Source organism: Streptomyces sp. DvalAA-43 (genome assembly GCF_900091725.1).
GTDB classification, from domain to species: domain Bacteria; phylum Actinomycetota; class Actinomycetes; order Streptomycetales; family Streptomycetaceae; genus Streptomyces; species Streptomyces pulveraceus.
On record NZ_FMBW01000062.1, the window covers coordinates 1 to 19,207 of the forward strand.

At 71.8% G+C, this 19,207-nt stretch carries 15 protein-coding genes; 3 read left to right on the top strand and 12 right to left on the bottom strand.

Annotated features, from left to right (window positions below):
* Window positions 1–230: 230 nt before the first annotated feature.
* Entirely contained in the window at window positions 231–1,238 is a 1,008-nt protein-coding gene (locus GA0115234_RS24905; RefSeq protein WP_093545686.1) for a stage II sporulation protein M, read from the bottom strand.
* A gap of 120 nt (window positions 1,239–1,358) precedes the next feature.
* Here GA0115234_RS24905 and GA0115234_RS24910 point away from each other — a divergent pair, with 120 nt between their 5' ends.
* Complete coding sequence (locus GA0115234_RS24910; RefSeq protein WP_237541711.1) at window positions 1,359–2,312, top strand: RDD family protein; 954 nt, start codon at window positions 1,359–1,361, stop codon at window positions 2,310–2,312.
* Here the strand turns inward: GA0115234_RS24910 and GA0115234_RS24915 are convergent.
* From GA0115234_RS24915 to GA0115234_RS24955, 8 genes are all read right to left on the bottom strand, one after another.
* A complete protein-coding gene (locus GA0115234_RS24915; RefSeq protein WP_093545689.1) occupies window positions 2,309–2,920 on the bottom strand; it encodes a hypothetical protein in 612 nt (203 codons plus the stop codon). The two genes, GA0115234_RS24910 and GA0115234_RS24915, sit on opposite strands and share 4 nt — an antisense overlap.
* Before the next feature lie 164 nt (window positions 2,921–3,084).
* Window positions 3,085–4,542, bottom strand: coding sequence for an adenosylhomocysteinase (ahcY, locus tag GA0115234_RS24920; protein ID WP_093545692.1), 1,458 nt, complete (start codon window positions 4,540–4,542; stop codon window positions 3,085–3,087).
* Between the two features lie 289 nt (window positions 4,543–4,831).
* Window positions 4,832–5,860 carry a cation diffusion facilitator family transporter gene (locus tag GA0115234_RS24925; RefSeq protein WP_237541712.1) on the bottom strand — a complete coding sequence of 343 codons (1,029 nt, stop codon included), beginning with the start codon at window positions 5,858–5,860 and terminating at the stop codon, window positions 4,832–4,834.
* A gap of 87 nt (window positions 5,861–5,947) precedes the next feature.
* On the bottom strand, window positions 5,948–7,129 hold the full coding sequence (manA, locus tag GA0115234_RS24930) for a mannose-6-phosphate isomerase, class I (RefSeq protein WP_093545695.1): 1,182 nt from the start codon (window positions 7,127–7,129) through the stop codon (window positions 5,948–5,950).
* Between the two features lie 136 nt (window positions 7,130–7,265).
* Window positions 7,266–8,402 (bottom strand): SIS domain-containing protein, encoded by a 1,137-nt coding sequence (locus GA0115234_RS24935; protein WP_093545698.1) that lies wholly within the window; start codon window positions 8,400–8,402, stop codon window positions 7,266–7,268.
* A 97-nt stretch (window positions 8,403–8,499) separates the two neighbouring features.
* Complete coding sequence (locus GA0115234_RS24940) at window positions 8,500–8,682, bottom strand: Trm112 family protein (protein WP_018552946.1); 183 nt, start codon at window positions 8,680–8,682, stop codon at window positions 8,500–8,502.
* A 440-nt stretch (window positions 8,683–9,122) separates the two neighbouring features.
* Complete coding sequence (locus tag GA0115234_RS24950; RefSeq protein ID WP_093545701.1) at window positions 9,123–10,508, bottom strand: phosphomannomutase/phosphoglucomutase; 1,386 nt, start codon at window positions 10,506–10,508, stop codon at window positions 9,123–9,125.
* A gap of 194 nt (window positions 10,509–10,702) precedes the next feature.
* Entirely contained in the window at window positions 10,703–11,080 is a 378-nt protein-coding gene (locus tag GA0115234_RS24955; RefSeq protein ID WP_218107194.1) for a DUF3499 domain-containing protein, read from the bottom strand.
* Between the two features lie 322 nt (window positions 11,081–11,402).
* Between GA0115234_RS24955 and GA0115234_RS24960 the strand changes: the two genes are divergently transcribed.
* Complete coding sequence (locus GA0115234_RS24960; RefSeq protein ID WP_093545703.1) at window positions 11,403–11,831, top strand: metallopeptidase family protein; 429 nt, start codon at window positions 11,403–11,405, stop codon at window positions 11,829–11,831.
* Between the two features lie 57 nt (window positions 11,832–11,888).
* On the opposite strand, the gene GA0115234_RS24965 is transcribed toward GA0115234_RS24960, so the two are convergent.
* The 3 genes from GA0115234_RS24965 to GA0115234_RS24975 all read right to left on the bottom strand — a co-directional run bounded on the left by GA0115234_RS24965 (window position 11,889) and on the right by GA0115234_RS24975 (window position 17,996).
* A complete protein-coding gene (locus GA0115234_RS24965) occupies window positions 11,889–13,409 on the bottom strand; it encodes a DUF5719 family protein (RefSeq protein ID WP_093545706.1) in 1,521 nt (506 codons plus the stop codon).
* On the bottom strand, window positions 13,406–17,383 hold the full coding sequence (locus GA0115234_RS24970) for a glycosyltransferase (RefSeq protein ID WP_093545709.1): 3,978 nt from the start codon (window positions 17,381–17,383) through the stop codon (window positions 13,406–13,408). The genes GA0115234_RS24965 and GA0115234_RS24970 overlap by 4 nt, the downstream gene beginning before the upstream one ends.
* A gap of 349 nt (window positions 17,384–17,732) precedes the next feature.
* The gene (locus GA0115234_RS24975) at window positions 17,733–17,996 is read right to left on the bottom strand and encodes a WhiB family transcriptional regulator (RefSeq protein WP_030927001.1); all 264 of its coding nucleotides are present in this window, start codon (window positions 17,994–17,996) and stop codon (window positions 17,733–17,735) included.
* Window positions 17,997–18,703: 707 nt separating this feature from the next.
* On the opposite strand from GA0115234_RS24975, the gene GA0115234_RS24985 reads away from it, so the two are divergent.
* Complete coding sequence (locus tag GA0115234_RS24985; protein WP_093545712.1) at window positions 18,704–19,204, top strand: cysteine dioxygenase; 501 nt, start codon at window positions 18,704–18,706, stop codon at window positions 19,202–19,204.
* The last annotated feature ends 3 nt before the right edge of the window (window positions 19,205–19,207 follow it).

The window sequence follows — 19,207 nt, forward strand, 5'->3', positions numbered from 1 at the left end:
ATTCGACTTTATCAGAAACATTCGGCCGAAAAATCGGCTTCTTGATTCAGAGTAAGGAATCGATGGCTCTGCGGAAATTCATTTCCGTTGAGAGCGAGGTAGACACTAACTGCTGGGCCCGAACTTGTCCAGTCCGAGGCAACCGTTAAAATCTACCTCCCCGCGCAAGCCATGTCAATGGCTTTTTGGGGCGAGGAGGAGACTAGCAGGTCAGCGGGGTCGTATGCACATCAGGCCGCGACCGGGAGCTCGGCGCTGCGCTCCATGGGATCGATGTCGCCGCCGTCACCGGCTCGCGCGGCTCGGCCGCCCAGGACGTAGACATAGCCGAGGAAGACCAGCTCGGCCACGATGCCGATGGTGATGCGTCCCCAGGTGGGAAGGCCGGAGGGAGTGACGAAGCCTTCGATGACGCCGGAGACGAAGAGGACCAGCGCGAGACCGACGGCCATGCCGATCGCGGCCCGGCCCTGCTGTGCGAGGGCTGAGCGCCGGCTCAGCGGGCCCGGGTCGATGACCGTCCAGCCGAGGCGCAGGCCCGTGCCCGCGGCGACGAAGACGGCGGTGAGTTCGAGCAGGCCGTGGGGGAGGATCAGCCCGAGGAAGGTGTCGAGCCGGCCGACCGACGACATCAGGCCGATGCCGACCCCGACGTTGAGCACGTTGAGGAACAGGATCCAGATCACCGGGATGCCGAGGAACGCTCCCAGGACCAGGCACATGGCTGCGGCCTGGGCGTTGTTCGTCCACACCTGGGCGGCGAACGAGGCGGCCGGGTGGCTGGAGTAATACGTCTCGTACTCCCCGCCCGGACTGGTCAGGCGACGGAGATCGTCCGGAGCTGCGATGGCCGACTGGACTTCCGGATGCGTACCGATCCACCAGCCGATGACTGCCGCCAGCACGGTGGAGAGAACCGCGGTGGGTATCCACCAGTGCCTCGACCGGTAGACGGCGGCGGGGAAACCGGCGGTGAGAAAGCGTGTGGCGTCGCGCCAGGAGGCTCGGCGGGTGCCGGTGACCGTGGCTCGGGCGCGGGCCACGAGCTGGGTGAGGCGTGCCGTGAGCATCGGGTCCGGAGCGCTGGACTGGAGGAGCGAGAGATGGGTGGCCGTGCGCTGGTAGAGCTCGACGAGTTCGTCCGCTTCCGTGCCGGTGAGTCGGCGCCCGCGGTGCAGGAGATGGTCCAGGCGGTCCCACTCGGTGCGGTGGGTCGTCACGAAGACATCGAGATCCATGATCGGCTGCTGCTCCAGGCATGGGTGCGTACGGGTTCGTACTACGGCGGCGCGCTGCGGGTCAGCTTGGCAGACTGAGGCCCCGAGGGGCAGGGATGGTCGGCGAAGGGTGGGGCGGCGATGAGTGAGCTGGTGACCGGGGACGCGGTCGTGCTGGGGCTGAGGCCGGCGAAGCTGCCGAGTCGGGCGCTGGCGCTGGCCATCGATCTCGCCGTGGTGGGGGCGATGTTCGTCCTGGTGTCGATCGGGCTGGCGTTCGCGACGGCGAGCCTGGACGACGCGGCGTTCGCGGCGGTGTCCGTGGCGGCCTTTCTGCTGGTGCTGGTGGGCGGGCCCATCGCGGTGGAGACGCTCAGCCACGGGCGTTCGCCGGGGAAGCTGGCGTGCGGGCTGCGGGTGGTCCGGGACGACGGGGGGCCGATCCGGTTCCGGCATGCGCTGGTGCGCGGGGCGATGGGGGTCGTCGAGATCCTGATGACGCTCGGGGTCGTCGCGTGCATCGCCTCGCTGGTGTCGGCGCGGGGGCGGCGCCTCGGGGATGTGTTCGCGGGGACGCTCGTCGTACGGGAACGGGTGCCCGCGGGACGGGCGGTCGCCGTGCCGCCTCCGCCGCCGTGGCTGGTCGGGCGGTTCGCCGGGCTGGATCTGTCGGCGGTGCCGGACTCGCTGTGGCTGGCCGTGCGGCAGTACCTGACCCGTATGCATCAGCTCGATGCGCAGGTGGGCCGGTCGATGGCGGAGCGGCTGGCCGGGGAGTTGGCCGAGCGGACCGGGGTCCCCGTTCCGGCTGGGGTGCCGGCCGGGGCGTATCTGGCGGCGGTGGTGAACGAGCGGCAGGCGCGGGATGCCCGGAAGGTGTTCGCCGCCGCCCGGGACGGGGCAGCTCGCGGTGGTTTCGAGGGGTCGGCGGGGCAACCGGTGGGCGGAGCTCCGGTAAAGGGGGCCGGGGCTTGGGTGCCGGTCGCGGCCGTGCCTTCCGCGGAGGCTGTCGGGGCGGGTGCGCCCGTGCCGCCTGCGGGGACGGACGACGGTCAGGTGCCTCCTGCCCCCACGGGGTTCGCGCCGCCCGCCTAGAACGACGAGGGCGGGGAATCCAGGTCTTCGAGCTCGATGCCAGGGGCCGAGAGGACCACGTCTCCGGCGATGTGAACGGTGTGCTGCTCGCCGGTGTCCAGGGCGCTGACCTGGTACTCGTCCACGTTCAGGGGGCCGTTGTCAGTGGCGTGCGCTTCACTGTTCACCAGGGCCCAGGACTGGTCGACGGTGCGGGGTGCGAGGACCGGGTCGGTGAAGGCGACCAGGCGGACGCGCGTCGCGGGGGAATCGGGGGTGAGGCGCAGCAGTCGTGCGGTCGCGACGAGGAACGCGGGGGATGTGCCGGTGAAGGCGTGGGCGCGGACATTGCCTTCGGTGGCATGTGTGCCGGTCGGATCGGTACGGACCCAGGTGACGCCTTCGAGGGCGGCACCGCGGACCTGCCAGCTCGCGGCATGGAGTTCGAGGCGGATGGGACGGCCGAGTTCGTCGAGGGTGAGGTCGACCGAGCCGAGGTGGTCACCGGAAGGGGTGGTGGTCCGGGAGAGGTAGCGCCAGCCGGAGGGACCGGGTGCGCACTGGAAGTGTTCGTCGCCGAGGGGGGTGTGATCGTGGAGATCGTGGAGCGAATATCGGCCGCGGGGCATGGGGTCCTTCGGGGTTCCTCGGGCTGAGCGGGCGCGGTACGGGGCAGGCCCCCGACACGGGGGTGCGGGGGCCTGCGCTCGTAGCTGCTGCTGAGGCTGTTCCGTCTGTCAGCGGCCGGTCGTCACTGACCGGTGGTGACGTGCTCGGTCGCTGATGGGCGGGATCAGTAGCGGTAGTGGTCGGGCTTGTACGGGCCGTCGACCTCGACGCCGATGTACGCGGCCTGCTCGGGGCGGAGCGTCGTGAGCTTCACGCCGAGCGCGTCGAGGTGGAGGCGGGCGACCTTCTCGTCCAGGTGCTTGGGCAGCACGTAGACGTCGGTCGGGTACTCCTCGGGCTTGGTGAACAGCTCGATCTGGGCCAGGGTCTGGTCCGCGAACGAGTTGGACATGACGAACGAGGGGTGGCCGGTGGCGTTGCCCAGGTTCAGCAGGCGGCCCTCGGACAGCACGATGAGGACCTTGCCGTCGGGGAACGTCCAGGTGTGGACCTGCGGCTTGACCTCGTCCTTGACGATGCCGTCGATCTGCGCCAGGCCGGCCATGTCGATCTCGTTGTCGAAGTGGCCGATGTTCCCGACGATGGCCTGGTGCTTCATCTTGGCCATGTCGGCGGCCATGATGATGTCCTTGTTGCCCGTGGTGGTGACGAAGATGTCGGCCTGGCCGACGACGTCGTCGAGGGTGGCGACCTGGTAGCCGTCCATCGCCGCCTGCAGGGCGCAGATCGGGTCGATCTCCGTGACGATCACCCGGGCGCCCTGGCCGCGCAGGGACTCCGCGCAGCCCTTGCCCACGTCACCGTAGCCGCAGACGACGGCGGTCTTGCCACCGATCAGGACGTCCGTGGCGCGGTTGATGCCGTCGATCAGCGAGTGGCGGCAGCCGTACTTGTTGTCGAACTTGGACTTGGTGACGGCGTCGTTGACGTTGATCGCCGGGAAGAGGAGGGTGCCGTCGCGGTGCATCTCGTAAAGCCGGTGCACACCGGTCGTGGTCTCTTCGGTGACGCCGCGGATGTCGGACGCCAGCTGGGTCCACTTCTGCGGGGACTCGCCGAGGGTGCGGTTCAGCAGCGTGAGGATGTACGCGTACTCCTCGCTGTCCGCGGTCGACGGGTCCGGGGCGGCGCCGGCCTTCTCGAACTCGACGCCCTTGTGGACGAGGAGGGTGGCGTCACCACCGTCGTCGAGGATCATGTTCGGGCCGCCGGTGGGGGTGTTCGGCCAGGTCAAGGCCTGCTCCGTGCACCACCAGTATTCCTCCAGCGTCTCGCCCTTCCAGGCGAAGACCGGGACGCCCGCCGGGGCCTCCGGGGTGCCCTCGGGGCCGACGGCGATGGCCGCGGCGGCGTGGTCCTGGGTGGAGAAGATGTTGCAGGAGGCCCAGCGGACCTCGGCGCCGAGGGCGACCAGGGTCTCGATCAGCACGGCCGTCTGCACGGTCATGTGCAGCGAACCGGTGATGCGGGCGCCGGCCAGCGGCTGCGCTGCGGCGTACTCCTTGCGGATCGACATCAGGCCGGGCATCTCGTGCTCGGCGAGGGTGATCTCCTTACGGCCGAACGCCGCGAGGGAGAGGTCGGCGACCTTGAAGTCCTGTCGATTGGCGACCGTCGTCATAACGGGCTGCTCCTCGTAATGGGTCGAGGTGGGGCACGGATGGCTGCGGCGGCGGGCACACGAATGCCCGGACACTCGCAGCGCAGTCCGTCGGAGGCCCTCTCTCCCTCGGCCGGTCCGCGCATACGGACCGATCGACCGCCATCAGCAGCGACGTCTGACACTGCCCTCGAATCTACACCGATCGGCCCAGCCGCTCCCAGTCTGCCTCGGGACCGGAAGCGGGAGGGATTGCGGGAAGGATTACGGGAGGGATGCCGTGGGTGGAGGGGGTCGTGGGGCGGGGTGGTCAGTGGCCGGATTTCGTCGGGGTGTCCGGAGTGCCGTCGTCGGTCCCGTCGGTGGTGTCGGTCCCGTCCGGGGTGTCGCCGGGGGCCTTGCCCGGGTTGGTGCCGGCTGCGGCGGCGGCCTCGCTGTAGATGTCCGGTTCCAGATAGATGACCCGGGCGATCGGGACCGCCGCACGGATCCGGTTCTCGGCGGCGTTGATGGCGTTGGCGACCTCGGTGGCCGTGTCGTCGTGCTGCACCGCGATCTTGGCGGCGACGAGCAGTTCCTCCGGGCCGAGGTGGAGCGTGCGCATGTGGATCACGCCGGTGACGGTGTCGCCGTCGACGACCGCGGCCTTGATCTTCTCGACCTGGTCGGCACCGGCTGCCTCGCCGAGCAGGAGGGACTTGGTCTCGGCGGCGAGCACGATCGCAATGATGATCAGCAGGACACCGATGCAGAGGGTGCCGATGCCGTCCCAGACGCCGTCGCCGGTCGCGAGGGCCAGGCCGACGCCCGCGAGGGCGAGCACCAGACCGATCAGCGCGCCGAAGTCCTCCAGGAGCACGACGGGGAGCTCGGGGGCCTTCGCACGGCGGATGAACTCCCGCCAGGAGAGCGATCCGCGGGTCTCGTTGGACTCCTTGATGGCCGTACGGAAGGAGAAGCCCTCGGCGATGATCGCGAAGACCAGCACGCCGACCGGCCAGTACCAGGCTTCGATCTCGTGCGGGTGCTTGATCTTCTCGTAGCCCTCGTACACCGCGAACATGCCACCGACCGAGAAGAGCACGATGGAGACGAGGAATGCGTAGATGTAGCGCTCGCGGCCGTAGCCGAAGGGGTGCTGGGGGGTGGCCTCGCGCTGGGCCTTCTTGCCGCCGAGCAGCAGGAGGCCCTGGTTGCCCGAGTCGGCGACCGAGTGGACGCTCTCCGCGAGCATCGATGACGAGCCACTGAACAGGAACGCCACGAATTTGGCCACTGCGATCGCGAGGTTGGCGCCGAGTGCCGCCACGATCGCCTTGGTTCCGCCTGACGCACTCATGGGTGCCTGGTGTCCCTTCTTCGGTGCTGCGGCCCTGGCGCCGCGGTACGGCCGGACATTGTTGCAGTCGCTGGGGCGGACGGTACGTCAGGCCACCACTGTGGCGCGGAACAGGGTTCCCGTACCGGACACTTCGGCCTTTTCGCCGGAGGGTACGAAGACGGAGTCGCCGGGGGCGAGATCGAGTCCGCCCGCCTTGGGGGCTCCCCCGGTGCAGAGCAGGATCTGGGGGGTGTCCCGGGTCAGGTCGACGGGGGCGGCGCCGGGCGAGAGGTCGAAGCGCGAGAGGCGGAATTCGTCCACGGGCGCCTCGTACAGCTCCTCGCCGGACGGGGACGCTTCGGGGCGCAGGACCCCGGGCTCGGTGGCCTCGAAGCGGACGATGCGCAGCAGTTCGGGTACGTCGATGTGCTTGGGCGTGAGTCCGCAGCGCAGCACGTTGTCCGAGTTGGCCATGATCTCGACGCCGAGGCCGTCGAGATAGGCGTGCGGGACGCCCGCGCCGAGGAACAGGGCTTCGCCGGGCTGGAGTTCCACGTAGTTCAGCAGCATCGCCGCGATGACGCCGGGGTCGCCGGGGAAGTGGTGGGCGATCCGGGCGTACGGGGCGTGGGCACCGCCGAGGCGTTCGGCGGCGGCCGCGGCCAGGTCGACCGTTCCGGCCATCTCCGCGGGGTCGGCGCCGAGGATCGCGGTGAGGACCTCGCGCAGGGCGGCCTCTTCGGGGTGGGCGCCGAGCAGGTCGACGTACGGCTTGAGGGAGTCGACGCCGAGTGCGGCCATCGCCTCGGCCGCCTCGGTGGGCCGGCGGAAGCCGCACAGGCCGGCGAAGGGGGTGAGCGCGCAGATCAGCTCGGGCTTGTGGTTGGCGTCCTTGTACGTGCGGTGGGGCGCGTCGATCGGGACGGACCGGCGCTCCTCGTCCTCGTACCCCCGCTTGGCCTGGGCGAGATCGGGGTGGACCTGGAGGGAGAGGGGGGCGCCGGCGGCGAGGAGTTTGAGGAGGAAGGGGAGGCGGGGGCCGAACTTCTCGACGGTGGCCCGGCCCAGTTCGCGCTCGGGGTCGGCGGCGATGACCTCGGTGAGGGGCTGTTCGGTGCCGGCCTCCCCGGTGCCGGTTATGCGGGTGAGGCGCGAGGGGGCGCCGGGGTGGGCGCCCATCCACATCTCGGCCTGGGGCTCGCCGGTGGGGGCGGTGCCGAGCAGTTCGGGGATGGCGGTGGTGGAGCCCCAGGCGTAAGGGCGCACGGTGTTGGAGAGCCGGTCCATGGTGTTCGTCCTTGTGAGATGCGTGGATCGGGGATGCTGTGCTCAAGGGGGGATGCTCGGGGGTGGGGCTCTGGTGTGGGTCCCGGGTGCGGGTGCTCCTGGTCGGGCGGTGCGGCGGGTCAGGCGGATCGGCGGGTCAGGCTCCTGCTGCCGATGCGAGTGCCAGGTAGACGGCGGCGAAGTCGGTGACCGCGAGCAGTTCGGCGAGGGCTTCGAGCTCGGTGCCCTCGTCGGGTTCGAGTTCGCTGATCGCCGTGTCGTGGCCGAGGGCCAGTTCGCGGGCGGCGGGGGCCGCGCTCAGGCCGCCGGTGGGGCGGTCGCGGAGGAGTACGACGCGGGCGTGCAGCGGCTCCGGCTCGTCGACCCGGTCGCGGAAGAAGTCGTCGGGGTCGGCCCCGGCGGCGAAGGTGCCCGCCAGCAGTGTGCCGTGGGCGGGAAGCGCCTCGGGCAGTTCGGCGGCCAGGGCGGGGCGGCCGGCCAGCTCGGCCAGGACGGCGGCGAACCGGCGGCCGACCGGGGCGGCGGCTTCGCCCTCCGTCCAGATGAGGGGCAGGCTGTCGGCGAGTTCGGCCGCGAGGGTCTTGGCCGGGTTGCTGTACGTGGCGATGGCCGGACCGCAGCGTTCCGCGGTGCGGTCCAGGCGGTCGGCGACGCTCTGCAGCGCCTCGGCGGACGCGGTGAGCAGGCCGACCCGGTCCAGCAGCGCGAGCAGCGGGGTGAACAGGGCCCAGAGCGTGCCCGGTCCCGCGGCCGATGTCTCGGCGTCGTACTCGCCGTGCGGGGCGGAGGCCATCGGTACGACGAGTCCGTGCGCACCGTCGATCGCCTCGCGCAGCGGTGACTGGCGGGGGGTGACGGCGACGACGCTGCAGCCCCGGCGGTACGCCTGTTCGGCGAGGAGGGCGAGGCCCGGCTCGGAGCCGTCCGCCGTGACGATCAGCAGCAGGTCCACGGAGCCGGCCCAGCCGGGCAGCGTCCAGCGCATGGCGCCCGCCGCGGGAGCGACCCCGGTGGGGTGGATGCGGGTGACGGGCGCGGAGGCGCCTGCCAGTGCGGTGATCAGGTCGGCGACGCCGGACGCGGCGGTGCCGGAGCCCGCGACCAGTACGGCACGGGGGCGGCCCTCGGGGTTCAGTTCGGCGACCCCCGCCTCGGCGGCGTGCCGGGCGGCGGTACGGACCCGGGCCCCGGCCTCGGCGGCGCCGCGGAGCAGGCCGCGGCGGTCTGCTCGGGCCAGGGCTTCCGGGGCGTCGAGCAGCGACTCGTCGAGCATGGGAGCGGTCCTCCGATCACGTGCTGATCACCGTGCGGGGTGTGGGCGGCGGGTGCCGTTGCGGACCTGGGCGCCGTTACGCGGGTGGCGGGCGCCGCTACGCGGGGCGGCGGGCCTCGTCGACGAGGAGGACGGGGATGCCGTCCCGTACCGGGTAGGCCAGGCCGCAGTCCTTGCCGGTGCAGACCAGCTCGGGGCTGTCGGCTGCCGACCGGTCGTCGAGCGGGGAGTGGCACGCCGGGCAGGCGAGGATCTCCAGGAGGCCGGCTTCGAGCGGCATGGGGCGGGTCCCTTCAGACAACGGATCAGGCGACGTCAGCCTACCGCCGGGGGGCGGGGTGCGCGGGGCGGGCCGGGGGCCCGCGGGTGGGGGGTCGGGTGCGGTGCGGTGGAGGGGAGCAAGGGTGCGGGTGGGGCGCCTGCGGCGGGGATGTTCCCCTACCCGCCCCTTCCCGTAACCGGGGCTCTGCCCCGGACCCCGCTCCTCAAGCGCCGGAGGGGCTGGAAATGAACACCCGGGGCGGGACTCGGCGGCCGGGGCAAGGCAGGGGCGATCGGGCGGGGCAGGGGCGTGGGTCCCGGAGGAGCCGGAGGAGCCGGAGGAGCCGGAGGAGCCGGAGGAGCCGGAGGAGCCGGAGGAGCCGGAGGAGCCGGAGGAGCCGGAGGAGCCGGAGGAGCCGGAGGAGCCGGAAAAGAATGCCGGGCGGGCTGGGTGGTGGCTCAGGAGGTGGCCGGGGGTTCCGGGGCTCGGACCAGGGCCAGCACTTCGTCCCGTACCGCTGTCATCGTCCGTTCGTCGCGGGCCTCGACGTTCAGGCGGAGCAGGGGTTCCGTGTTGGAGGCCCGGAGGTTGAACCACCAGTCCGGGGCCGTGACCGTCAGGCCGTCCAGGTCGTCGGTCGTGACCCCGGCGCGGGTCGCGAAGGACGCGCGTACCGCTGCCGTCCGGGCCTGCTGGTCGGCGACCGTGGAGTTGATCTCGCCGGAGCCGGCGTAGCGGTCGTACTGGGCGACCAGCTCCGAGAGGGGGCCCGGCTGACCGCCCAGCGCGGCCAGTACGTGGAGTGCGGCCAGCATGCCCGTATCGGCGTTCCAGAAGTCGCGGAAGTAGTAGTGCGCGGAGTGTTCGCCGCCGAAGATCGCGCCGTGCTCGGCCATCTCCGCCTTGATGAAGGAGTGGCCCACGCGGGTGCGGACCGGGGTGCCGCCGTTCTCGCGGACGACCTCGGGGACCGAGAGGGAGGTGATCAGGTTGTGGATGATGGTGCCCCGGCCGCCGTTGCGGGCGAGTTCCCTCGCCGCGACCAGCGCGGTGATCGCGGACGGCGAGACGCCCTCGCCCCGCTCGTCGACGACGAAGCAGCGGTCCGCGTCCCCGTCGAAGGCGAGGCCGAGGTCGGCGCCCTCGGACACGACCCGGGCCTGGAGATCGACGAGGTTCTTCGGGTCGAGGGGGTTGGCCTCGTGGTTGGGGAAGGTGCCGTCGAGTTCGAAGTACATCGGCACGAGGTCGACGGGCAGGTCCGCGAAGACGGTGGGGACGGTGTGGCCGCCCATGCCGTTGCCCGCGTCGACGACGACCTTCAGCGGGCGGATCGAGGTGACGTCGACCAGGGACAGCAGGTGGGCCGCGTAGTCGGTGAGGGTGTCGCGCCGGGTCACGGTGCCGGGGGCGGCGACCGGCTGCGGGGCTCCGGTCCCGGACCACTGCTCGACCAGGGCGCGGATCTCGGAGAGCCCCGTGTCCTGGCCCACCGGAGCGGCGCCGGCCCGGCAGAGCTTGATGCCGTTGTACTGGGCCGGGTTGTGCGAGGCGGTGAACATCGCGCCCGGGAGGCCCAGGCTGCCCGAGGCGAAGTACAGCTGGTCGGTCGAGCAGAGGCCGATGAGCGTGACGTCCGCGCCGCGCGCCGCGGCTCCGCGCGCGAAGGCTCCCGAGAGGCCGGGGGACGAGGGCCGCATGTCGTGCCCGATCACGATCGCGTCCGCGTCCGTCACCTCGACGAACGCCGCACCGAACTGTTCGGCCAGCGATTCGTCCCACTGGTCGGGCACCACTCCGCGCACGTCGTACGCCTTCACGATCTGCGACAGATCAGCAGCCACGGGCCGGTCCTCCTGAGATTTCTTCGGACCGCCCAAACTACCCGGCGGTCTCGTACGCCGTGCTCGGGGCGGCATCCGGACCAGGACCATGGAACGGCGGAGCGGATCGGGCCGGGACCGACCGCAGGCTTGTACGCGAGAGCCCGGAGAGGCGGCAGCCCTACTCAGGCAGTCCGGAGACGCGGCAGCCGTACTCAGGAGTCCGGTGAACGCAGCACCCTCAGGTGGCCGCGGCGCGCGACCTCCATCGGATCGGCGGCGTGCGGACCGCCGCCCCGCACGTCGGCGCCGCGGTCCTGCGGCCGCGCCGCCTCCCGTACCGCATTGGCGAGCGCTTCGAGATCGTCACCGCTGGGGCGGGTGGGGGCGGAGGGGTCGGCGAGCCGGACGACCTCCCAGCCGCGTGGTGCCGTCAGCCGCTCACTGTGCTCGGCGCAGAGGTCGTAGCAGTGGGGCTCGGCGTAGGTGGCGAGCGGGCCGAGGACCGCAGTCGAGTCGGCATAGACGTACGTCAGTGTCGCGACGGCAGGGCGGCCGCACGCGGTGCGCGAACAGCGACGTACAGGGCTCACGATGTTGGACGGTACCGCACTCTTGAGCGGGCTGCGACGACTCTTCCTCAGGTCACCCCACCGTGTCGCCTCGTGAACTCCGGCACGAGCGCCTTCCGGACACTCCTTCTGACCTGCGGGGGAACGGATAAATGCAGGCTCTACCGGCAACGATTCCGGTCACCACTCGACACAAAAGCTGTCATACAGCAAGAGATCAACGGTCAGGAGCAGGGCCTGAATCGGGCCCCTGAATGGCCGGATTGTTCAGGATTGGACATGCAGATACTCCGTCAGGGAGCGGCGATCCGCCCGCCTCGTGGAGGGTTACCCTGCGTCAGTGATGGACAGTCCCGTACCTCCCCACCCGCCCGAGCCGCGCCCACGCCGTCGTGACCGCCATGGCCGCGGCATGCGGGGGCCCGTCGCCCCGCCCCAGGTTCCGCTCTCGGTCAGCAGGGCGGAGAACTTCCGCGATCTCGTGCAGGACTCGGTGGAGCGGCTGGAGCGGCGCTGGCCGCAGCTGGCCGAGGTCGACTTCATGGTGCTCGACGTGCCGGGTACGCAGGAGGAGACCGTGCCGCTCGGGCGGGCGGTCTCCGCGGAGAAGGGCCGGCCCGCGCAGATCGTGGTCTACCGGCGGCCCGTCGAGATCCGTACCAAGAACCGCGACGAGCGCGCCCTGTTGGTGCACGAGGTCGTGGTGGAGCAGGTCGCGGAGCTGCTCGGGCTCGCGCCGGAGTCCGTGGATCCGCGGTACGGGCAGGAGTAGCGGGAGCCGTACGGGGCGGGGAGGCCGGTGTTCCGGCCCCCGCCCCGTACCGCCCGCTCAGTCGCCGAGGACCGACAGGTCCTGTTCGGCCGCGGGCACCTCGACCGTGCCGTGATCGTCCGGCAGGGTCTGCACGGTGAACATCTGGACGCCGTTCTGCGTGACGGTGAGCGTACGTGCGGCGTGGACCGGGCCGCCCGACTCCGTCTCGACCGTCAGGGCGTAGCCGCCCTTGAGGCCGGACGGCACGGGCGGGGTGACCGCCAGCGTCGTACCGCCCTTGACCGTGTACTCCTTGACGGACTGTTCGCCGCCCCCGCTGCCCGCCGACGCGGTGACCTTCACCGTGGCGGTGGCCACCGGCGCGGTGAGCGAGAGGACCGAGCCCTTGTCCCGGTTGTCGGCCACGGTCGCCCGCGCGCCCACCGGGCCGGTCGCCGGGATGTAGGCGACCTCCTGCTTGTCGCCGGTGCCGCGGACCACGCGCAGTGCGGCGACCACCGGGGTGCCCTTCCCGCCCCCGGCCGGGGTCAGCAGGAGAGAACCGGGTTCGCCCTTGGTGATGTCCTTCAGGTCGATGCCCGCGGTCATCCGCGACTTCACATGGATGTCCTCGTGGCCGACCGGGGAGATCGCACCGGTCTTGCCGAGCAGCTTCACCTTCAGGTCGGCATCGCCGTCGCCCGGCGCGAAGGCCACCAGCCGGACCGAGGTGGCGTCCGCGGGGATGCCGGGGAGCACCACGGTGCCCGACGGGTCGACGGAGGCGGCCAGCCAGTCGCTGCCGACCCCGTCCTCCGCGGACCTGACGACCGCGCCGACGCGTCCGGTACGGGTGGTGACGTGCACGGTCACGTTCTCGGCGGCCTCGCTCGTCAGCGTGGAGATCAGGACCGGCACGCTGGAGTGGGCGGGCACCGTGATGCCCTCGCCGACATCGGACTTGAGGGAGCCGTCCGGGCCGTACAGCTCGATGTCGGCGACGGCCGCGGTGTCGTCCGGGTTGGTCAGGTGGACGTAGTCCTCGCGGGACTTCGCGGTACTCGCGGCCGGGAACCAGTAGTTCGTGCCGGGCCGGGTGCAGCTGACGCCGAGCAGGCCGCGGGCGCCGCCCGCCTCGACCATGGTGGTCTGCTGGGTGGCCCAGCCGGGGGCCAGGCGGCCGGTGGCGGTGCCGACCAGCGCGGGGGCGTCGGAGCCGGATGCCTCGGCGGTGACCGGTTTGCCGGGCTCCTTGAGCGAGAGGACCGGCTTTCCGGGGTCCGCCTTCTTCTTGCCCTTCTGGTCCTTCTCGGTCTTCTTCCCGCCGTCGGCCGTGGTGGCGGTGGAGTTCTGCAGTTCGGCCGTTCCGGCCTCACCGCCGCTGCCGCCCGCCGGGGTGACCGAGGTGTACGTCGTCTCCGCGAGGTCCGAGAGGCCGGGGGCCGGGCAGAGCAGGCTGGAGCGTTCCACCGGCAGCCGTGTGGCGGCCTTCGCCTGCGCCACCTCCCCGTCGCCGGGCGCGGTGAGCGCGGCGAATCCGGTGACGGCGGCGAGGGCGACGGTGCCCGCGATGAGGGACAGGCTGCTGGACTTCACTCGGACTCGCCTCGCGATGCGTTACCGGTCGGCCACGGGTGCTGGCCCGGGGCGGGGTTCTCGTCGGGGTTCTGCGGGTCGTACGGGCCCTGCTGCGTGCCCTGTTGTGTGCCCTGCTGCCCGTAGTGGGCCTGGGGGTCGTACGCGGCCTGCGGGTCGTACGCGGCCTGGGCCTGGGCCTGCGGGTCGTACTGCTGCTGTGCGGCGTAGCCGTACGGGTCGTAGGCGTTCTGCTGGTACGGGTCGGCGGCGAGGTGGTCCTGCTGCGTGCCGTACTGACCGTCCTGGTACTGCTCGCCCTGGTACTGCTGGTAGCCGGCGTCCTGGTACTGCTGCGCGTCCCATTCGCCGTACTGCTGCTGCGGCACCGCCGCGTACTGGTCGTGGTCGGCCTGCGGGGCGTAGCCGGTCTGGTCGTGGTCGGCCTGCGGGGTGTAGGCGTTCTGGTCGCCGCTCTGCGGGGCGTAGCCGGTCTGGTCGCCGCTCTGCGGGGCGTAGCCGGTCTGGTCGTCGGACTGCGGGGCGTAGCCGGTCTGGTCGTCGGACTGCGGGGCGTAGCCGGTCTGGTCGTCGCTTCCGTGCGGTTGTGGCTCGGTGGGCTGGTCGGCGGGCGGGTACTCGCCCGTCTGCTGGGCGGGGATGTACTGCCCCGCCTCCTCCGGCGCCCCTTCGGCCCGCTCGTCCCCGGCCTGCCCGGCCTCCGCCTCCGCCTGGGCTGCCGCGCGCAGCCTGCGGGCCCGGCGGCCCTCGCCCGCGACCGGCTCCGCGGGGACCGTCACGGCCTCCTCGGGAAGGTCGTCGTCGATCTCCCGGCGGCGGCCGGGCAGGGCGAGGACCAGCAGGACCACGGCCAGGGCGGACTGGGCCCAGATCCAGGCGGTGTGGGTGAGCGGGGTGTCGTACGTGAGGTCCAGCGTGCCGCCCTCGGCGGGGAGCTCGAAGCCCTGGGCCCAGCCGTCGACGGTCTTCGGGGTCAGCGTCCGGCCGTCGAGCGTGGCCCGCCAGCCGGGGTCGGCGGCGTCCGCGATCCGCAGCACGCGGCCGGGGCCGCCCGCCGGGACCTTGGAGTGCGCCTCGACGGGGAGCGAGCCGACGGGCAGCGGCTCCCCCTCGGCGCCGGACGGAATGATCATGACTCGGGCGACCTGGCGGTCGACCCGCCACAACGCGCTGCCGTCCAGCTGGCTCAGCCGGCTGAGCCCCGGGGTCGAGTCCAGGACCCGGCTCATCTCCTTCGGAGCGCCGTCGCGGACCAGTACGTAGCGGATCGCGAAGCCGCTGAGCTGGCCGCCCTGGTCGGCCCCCGAGCCCGCGACCAGGTTGGCGACGACCTTGTCGAGGTGGCTGTTGCTGCCGCCCGCCTCGATCAGTTCGGCGTCACCGAGCCGCGCGCCGGAGCCGCGTACCAGGGTGTACGCGACGGTGGCCGGTGAGGTGCCGCCGAGGACCAGGGTGCGCGGCTGGTCGCGGGTGGTGCTCTCCTCAGCCACGAACGCGGGCACCTGCACCGGGTCGCGGCGCTCCAGCGGGCCCGCGGCGCCACCGATCATCCAGCCGATGGCGGCCAGCGCCGGGGCGAGCCCCGCGGCGAGAGCGATCAGCACGGCGACCGGCTGCCGCCAGCCGAAGCTGAGCTCGGCGACGCGCACCCGGGCACCGTCCGCGCCGACCAGCGCGGCGGCGATCAGCGCCATGCCGTAGACGAGAGTGGCGGGGCCCGCCCAGCCCGAACCGTTGGCCAGCGCGGCGAAGGCCAGGGCCACGAGCGCGACCGCCCACGCGGTGCGCACGGCGAACTGCCGCTCCCCGCGCAGCAGCGCGGCCAGTGCGGCGAGCACGATGCCGAGCAGCAGCACACTGCCCGCGGCCTTGGGGCCGCCGGGGCTGAGGGAGAGCAGGTCGAGCGCGGAGGCCGTACCCGTACCGATGTCCAGGCCCGCCTCCTTCAGGAAGCCGGACGGGCTGGTGAGGAGCGAGAGCGACCAGGGCGCGAGGACGAGCAGGGGGGTGCCGATCGCGGCGAGGAAGCGGAGCCCGTACGCGGCGATGTCGCCGCGGCGCAGGGCGAGCACACCGATGCCGAGGACCACCGCGAGCGGCCAGACGATCGGCGTGAACGCCATCACGAAGGTGAGGAGCAGGGTGTACGCCCAGGTGGCGCGCCAGCTGCCGCGGGCGTCGCCGCCGGCCCGCATGCCGTACGCGGAGACGGCGGCACGGGCGATCAGCGGGAGCAGGACGGCCAGGACGGCGGTGCCGAGGCGGCCGGTCGCCAGGGCTCCGGTCGCGGCGGGCAGGAAGGCGTACGCGATGCTCGCCCACGCCCGCAGCAGCCTCGATTCGAGCAGCGGCCGGGAGGCGAAGTACGCGGTGAGCCCGGCGAGCGGCACGGAACAGACCAGCAGCAGGGTGAGCGCGAAGCCGGTCGAGCCGAGGAACAGCCCGGACAGGGCCGAAAGCACGGCGAGGTAGGGCGGCGCGGTCTGCGTGCCGCCGGTGCCGACCGTGTGCCAGCCGTCCGCGTACTTGCTCCACAGGTCGGAGACATCGCCGGGGGCGGGCAGCAGTGCGCCGCCGGCCAGCGCGCCGCCGCCGAGGAGGCCGCGGCAGGCGACGAGCGAGACCAGGAGCAGAACGGCGAAGAGCACCGGGCCCGGCTTGCGCCCGATCCGCTTGAGCCGCGCGAACTGCTCGATCTCCAGGAAGTCGGCGTCGTCGCCGCCGGGACCGGACTCCACGGCGCCGTGCCGGGAGCCGCCCGCGTCGGCGTCCGAGCCGTTGCCGAAGTTCCCGGCGACCTGGTCCACGGTGGCGCGGACGGTGGCACCGGGCGGCGGGAAGAGGCCGCGCAACTCGGCCTGGTCGACGGCTCCCTTGCCGCGGCTGCGCCGGGCGGCGAGGATCCTGCCGGGGCGCAGCAGGGTGCCGAAGAGCCCGGCGACCTCGTCGAGGGCCTGGCCGGGCACCTTGCCGACGAGATAGGCGAGGGTGCGCAGCAGGGTGCCGACGACGAGCCGGAGCAGCACCCAGGGCAGCACCTTGGCACGGGCGTTGGCCAGCATCGTGTAGACGGCTCCGGCCTTGTCGACGCGGTGCGGGGAGGCGACCGAGCGCCCCGCGCAGTCGATGGGGCGCCGCTCGCGGGCGGAGGCCTCGGCGTGCCTGAGGACGGCGTCGGGGGCGACGAGCACCCGGTGTCCCGCGACATGCGCGCGCCAGCACAGGTCGACGTCGTCACGCATCAGGGGGAGCCTGCGGTCGAACCCGCCGAGCTCCTCCCAGATGTCACGGCGGATCAGCATGCCGGCGGTGGAGACGGAGAGCACGGTACGGACCTGGTCGTGCTGGCCCTGGTCCTGCTCGCGGCGGTCCAGTCCGGTCCAGCGGCGGCCGCTGTTGGCGATGGAGACGCCGACCTCCAGCAGCTGCTTGCGGTCGTACCAGCCGCGGAGCTTGGGGCCGACGATCGTGGCGTGCGGGTCGGCGTCGGCGACGCGCAGCAGTTCGGCGAGGGCGTCGGGCTCGGGTGCGCAGTCGTCGTGGAGCAGCCAGAGCCACTGCACCGGTTCGCCGTGCGGCAGTTCGGGCTGGTCGTAGGCGTCGTCGCGCCAGCTCCTGCTGACGGGGTCCCAGCCGCTGGGGCGCTTCAGGTACGGCAGCTCCTCGGGGGTGAGGACGCCGGCCGTGCGGGTCGCCTCGTCGACGGCGGTGCCGAAGCTCGTACGGCGCGCGAGGTGCAGGACCCTCTCGGCGCCGAGCGCCTCGGTGACCAGCCGCGCGGAGTCGTCGGCGCTGCCGGTGTCGGCGGCGACGGCGTTCTGTACGGGGCGTTCCTGCCCGAGCAGCCCGGCGAGCGCGTCGGGCAGCCAGCGGGCTCCGTCGTGGGAGACGAGCACGGCGGTGACGACATGCCGGGGGAACTCTGGGGCGGTGGCGGCCGCGTACGGCGCCGCCGATTGGCTGTGCACGGACATCGAGGTACGGGCCCTCCGGCCGGGTCCGGGGGCGTCTCCCCGGGGGCTGCATCGGTGTACACGCACGCCCTGTCGGGGCGTTGGCGCGTCTCGGACGGGGCCCCACACTAACGGTACGGACCACCGCGGCGACGCCGAGCGCTCCAACGGGACGACGGCCGGGCGGTGGTGGAGCCGCGGCGCGGACACGGCGATGGCCCGTCGTCTGCGGGCAGGGCGCAGGCGGCGGGCCATGGTCGGTCGCGGTCCGGATGTCCGGATGTCCGGTGGTCGGGGATCCGGTGGCCGGGATGTTCGGTTGCCGGGATGTTCCGGCGATGAGGCGTTCCGTCGTCGCGGGGTTCCGCGGTCAGACGGCGGCCTTCTTCAGGCGGCGGCGCTCCCGTTCCGAGAGGCCGCCCCAGATTCCGAAGCGTTCGTCATTGGAAAGGGCGTATTCAAGGCATTCGGACCGCACCTCACAGGCGAGACAGACCTTCTTGGCCTCGCGGGTGGATCCGCCCTTCTCGGGAAAGAAGGACTCGGGATCGGTCTGGGCGCACAGTGCGCGCTCCTGCCAGCCGAGTTCCTCGTCCGCGTCCTCGACCAGCAGTTGCTGGAACAGCTCGGTCATGTGCGCCCCTCGTCTGTCTCTTGCGTCCCCGTGATGCAGCCGTTGCTGATTGCGGCCGAACGACACGAGTGAAATTACAAGTGTGTAGCTCAAGGCCAGTCAAGCGAAGATCTGCTATTGGCCCTGGTATTCACTCTGCGGAACCAAGCCTATGCAGAAAGTGTGCAAATCACCAAAAACCTGACATATGCCATGGGTCTCACCGCGCCCCGCTTCTCACTGATTGAGACGAGCAGGATCAGCCCGATGTTTCGATTCGATCACCGAAGCGATCAGGATCACATTCGGGTCACGGAGCCTCAACAACGTTTGGGGGTGCGGTTGATGCGCCACATCTCCGCCACGGTGGCTGAATAAACCCCTCCCCGCCGCCTGTAACCGGATGAGGTGAAACATTACCCCCAAATCGGGCATCAGGTTGACAGCGACGGACCAGCCGGTCACCTTTGATGCATGCCAGCGACCGCCGCGATGTACGCCACCCATGTCCGTGGGTTCCGCACCGCTGTCCAGGCCCGCTGCTGCTGTTCCAGCTGTCACAGCTGTTGATGCCCCCAGGGCACCGGCTCTGATCCAGCTCCTCTCGCAGAACCTCTCCGCAGCGCTTCCGCAGGACTTCTTCTCTGCGCCCTCCGCGCGGCCGAGGCTTCTCCGGTCCCCGAGACACCCCGCACACGCACCCCCCATGCCGAGGAACCACCTCACCCATGAACAGCGACAGCGACCTGCAGATCGCCGGCGACATCCTTGAGGTCCAGCACCTCCTCCAGCCGGCCCGCGAGCATCCCGCCACCGTGGCCGAGTTCGCCGGACTCGCCCGCTCCATCGCCACCGACCGCACCCAGTGGGCGCCGCTCGTCCGCTACGACACCACCACCCGCTGGTACCACCGCCTGCGTACAGGACCCGGTTACGAGATCTGGCTGCTCAGCTGGGTGCCCGGCCAGGGCAGCGGTCTCCACGACCACGGCCCGTCCTCCGGGGTACTGACCGTCCTGGAAGGCCGGCTGACCGAGCGCACCGAGCGCACCACCCGGGCCCTGGACGCAGGCGCGCAGCGGGTCTTCGCGCCCGGCTACGCGCACGACGTGGTCAACGACTCCCTCGAACCGGCCGTCAGCCTGCACATCTACTACCCCGGTCTGACCGAGATGCCGATGCACGCGGCCCAGTGCGCCCCCGCGACCGCGGACGTCGTACCCGCCTGACAG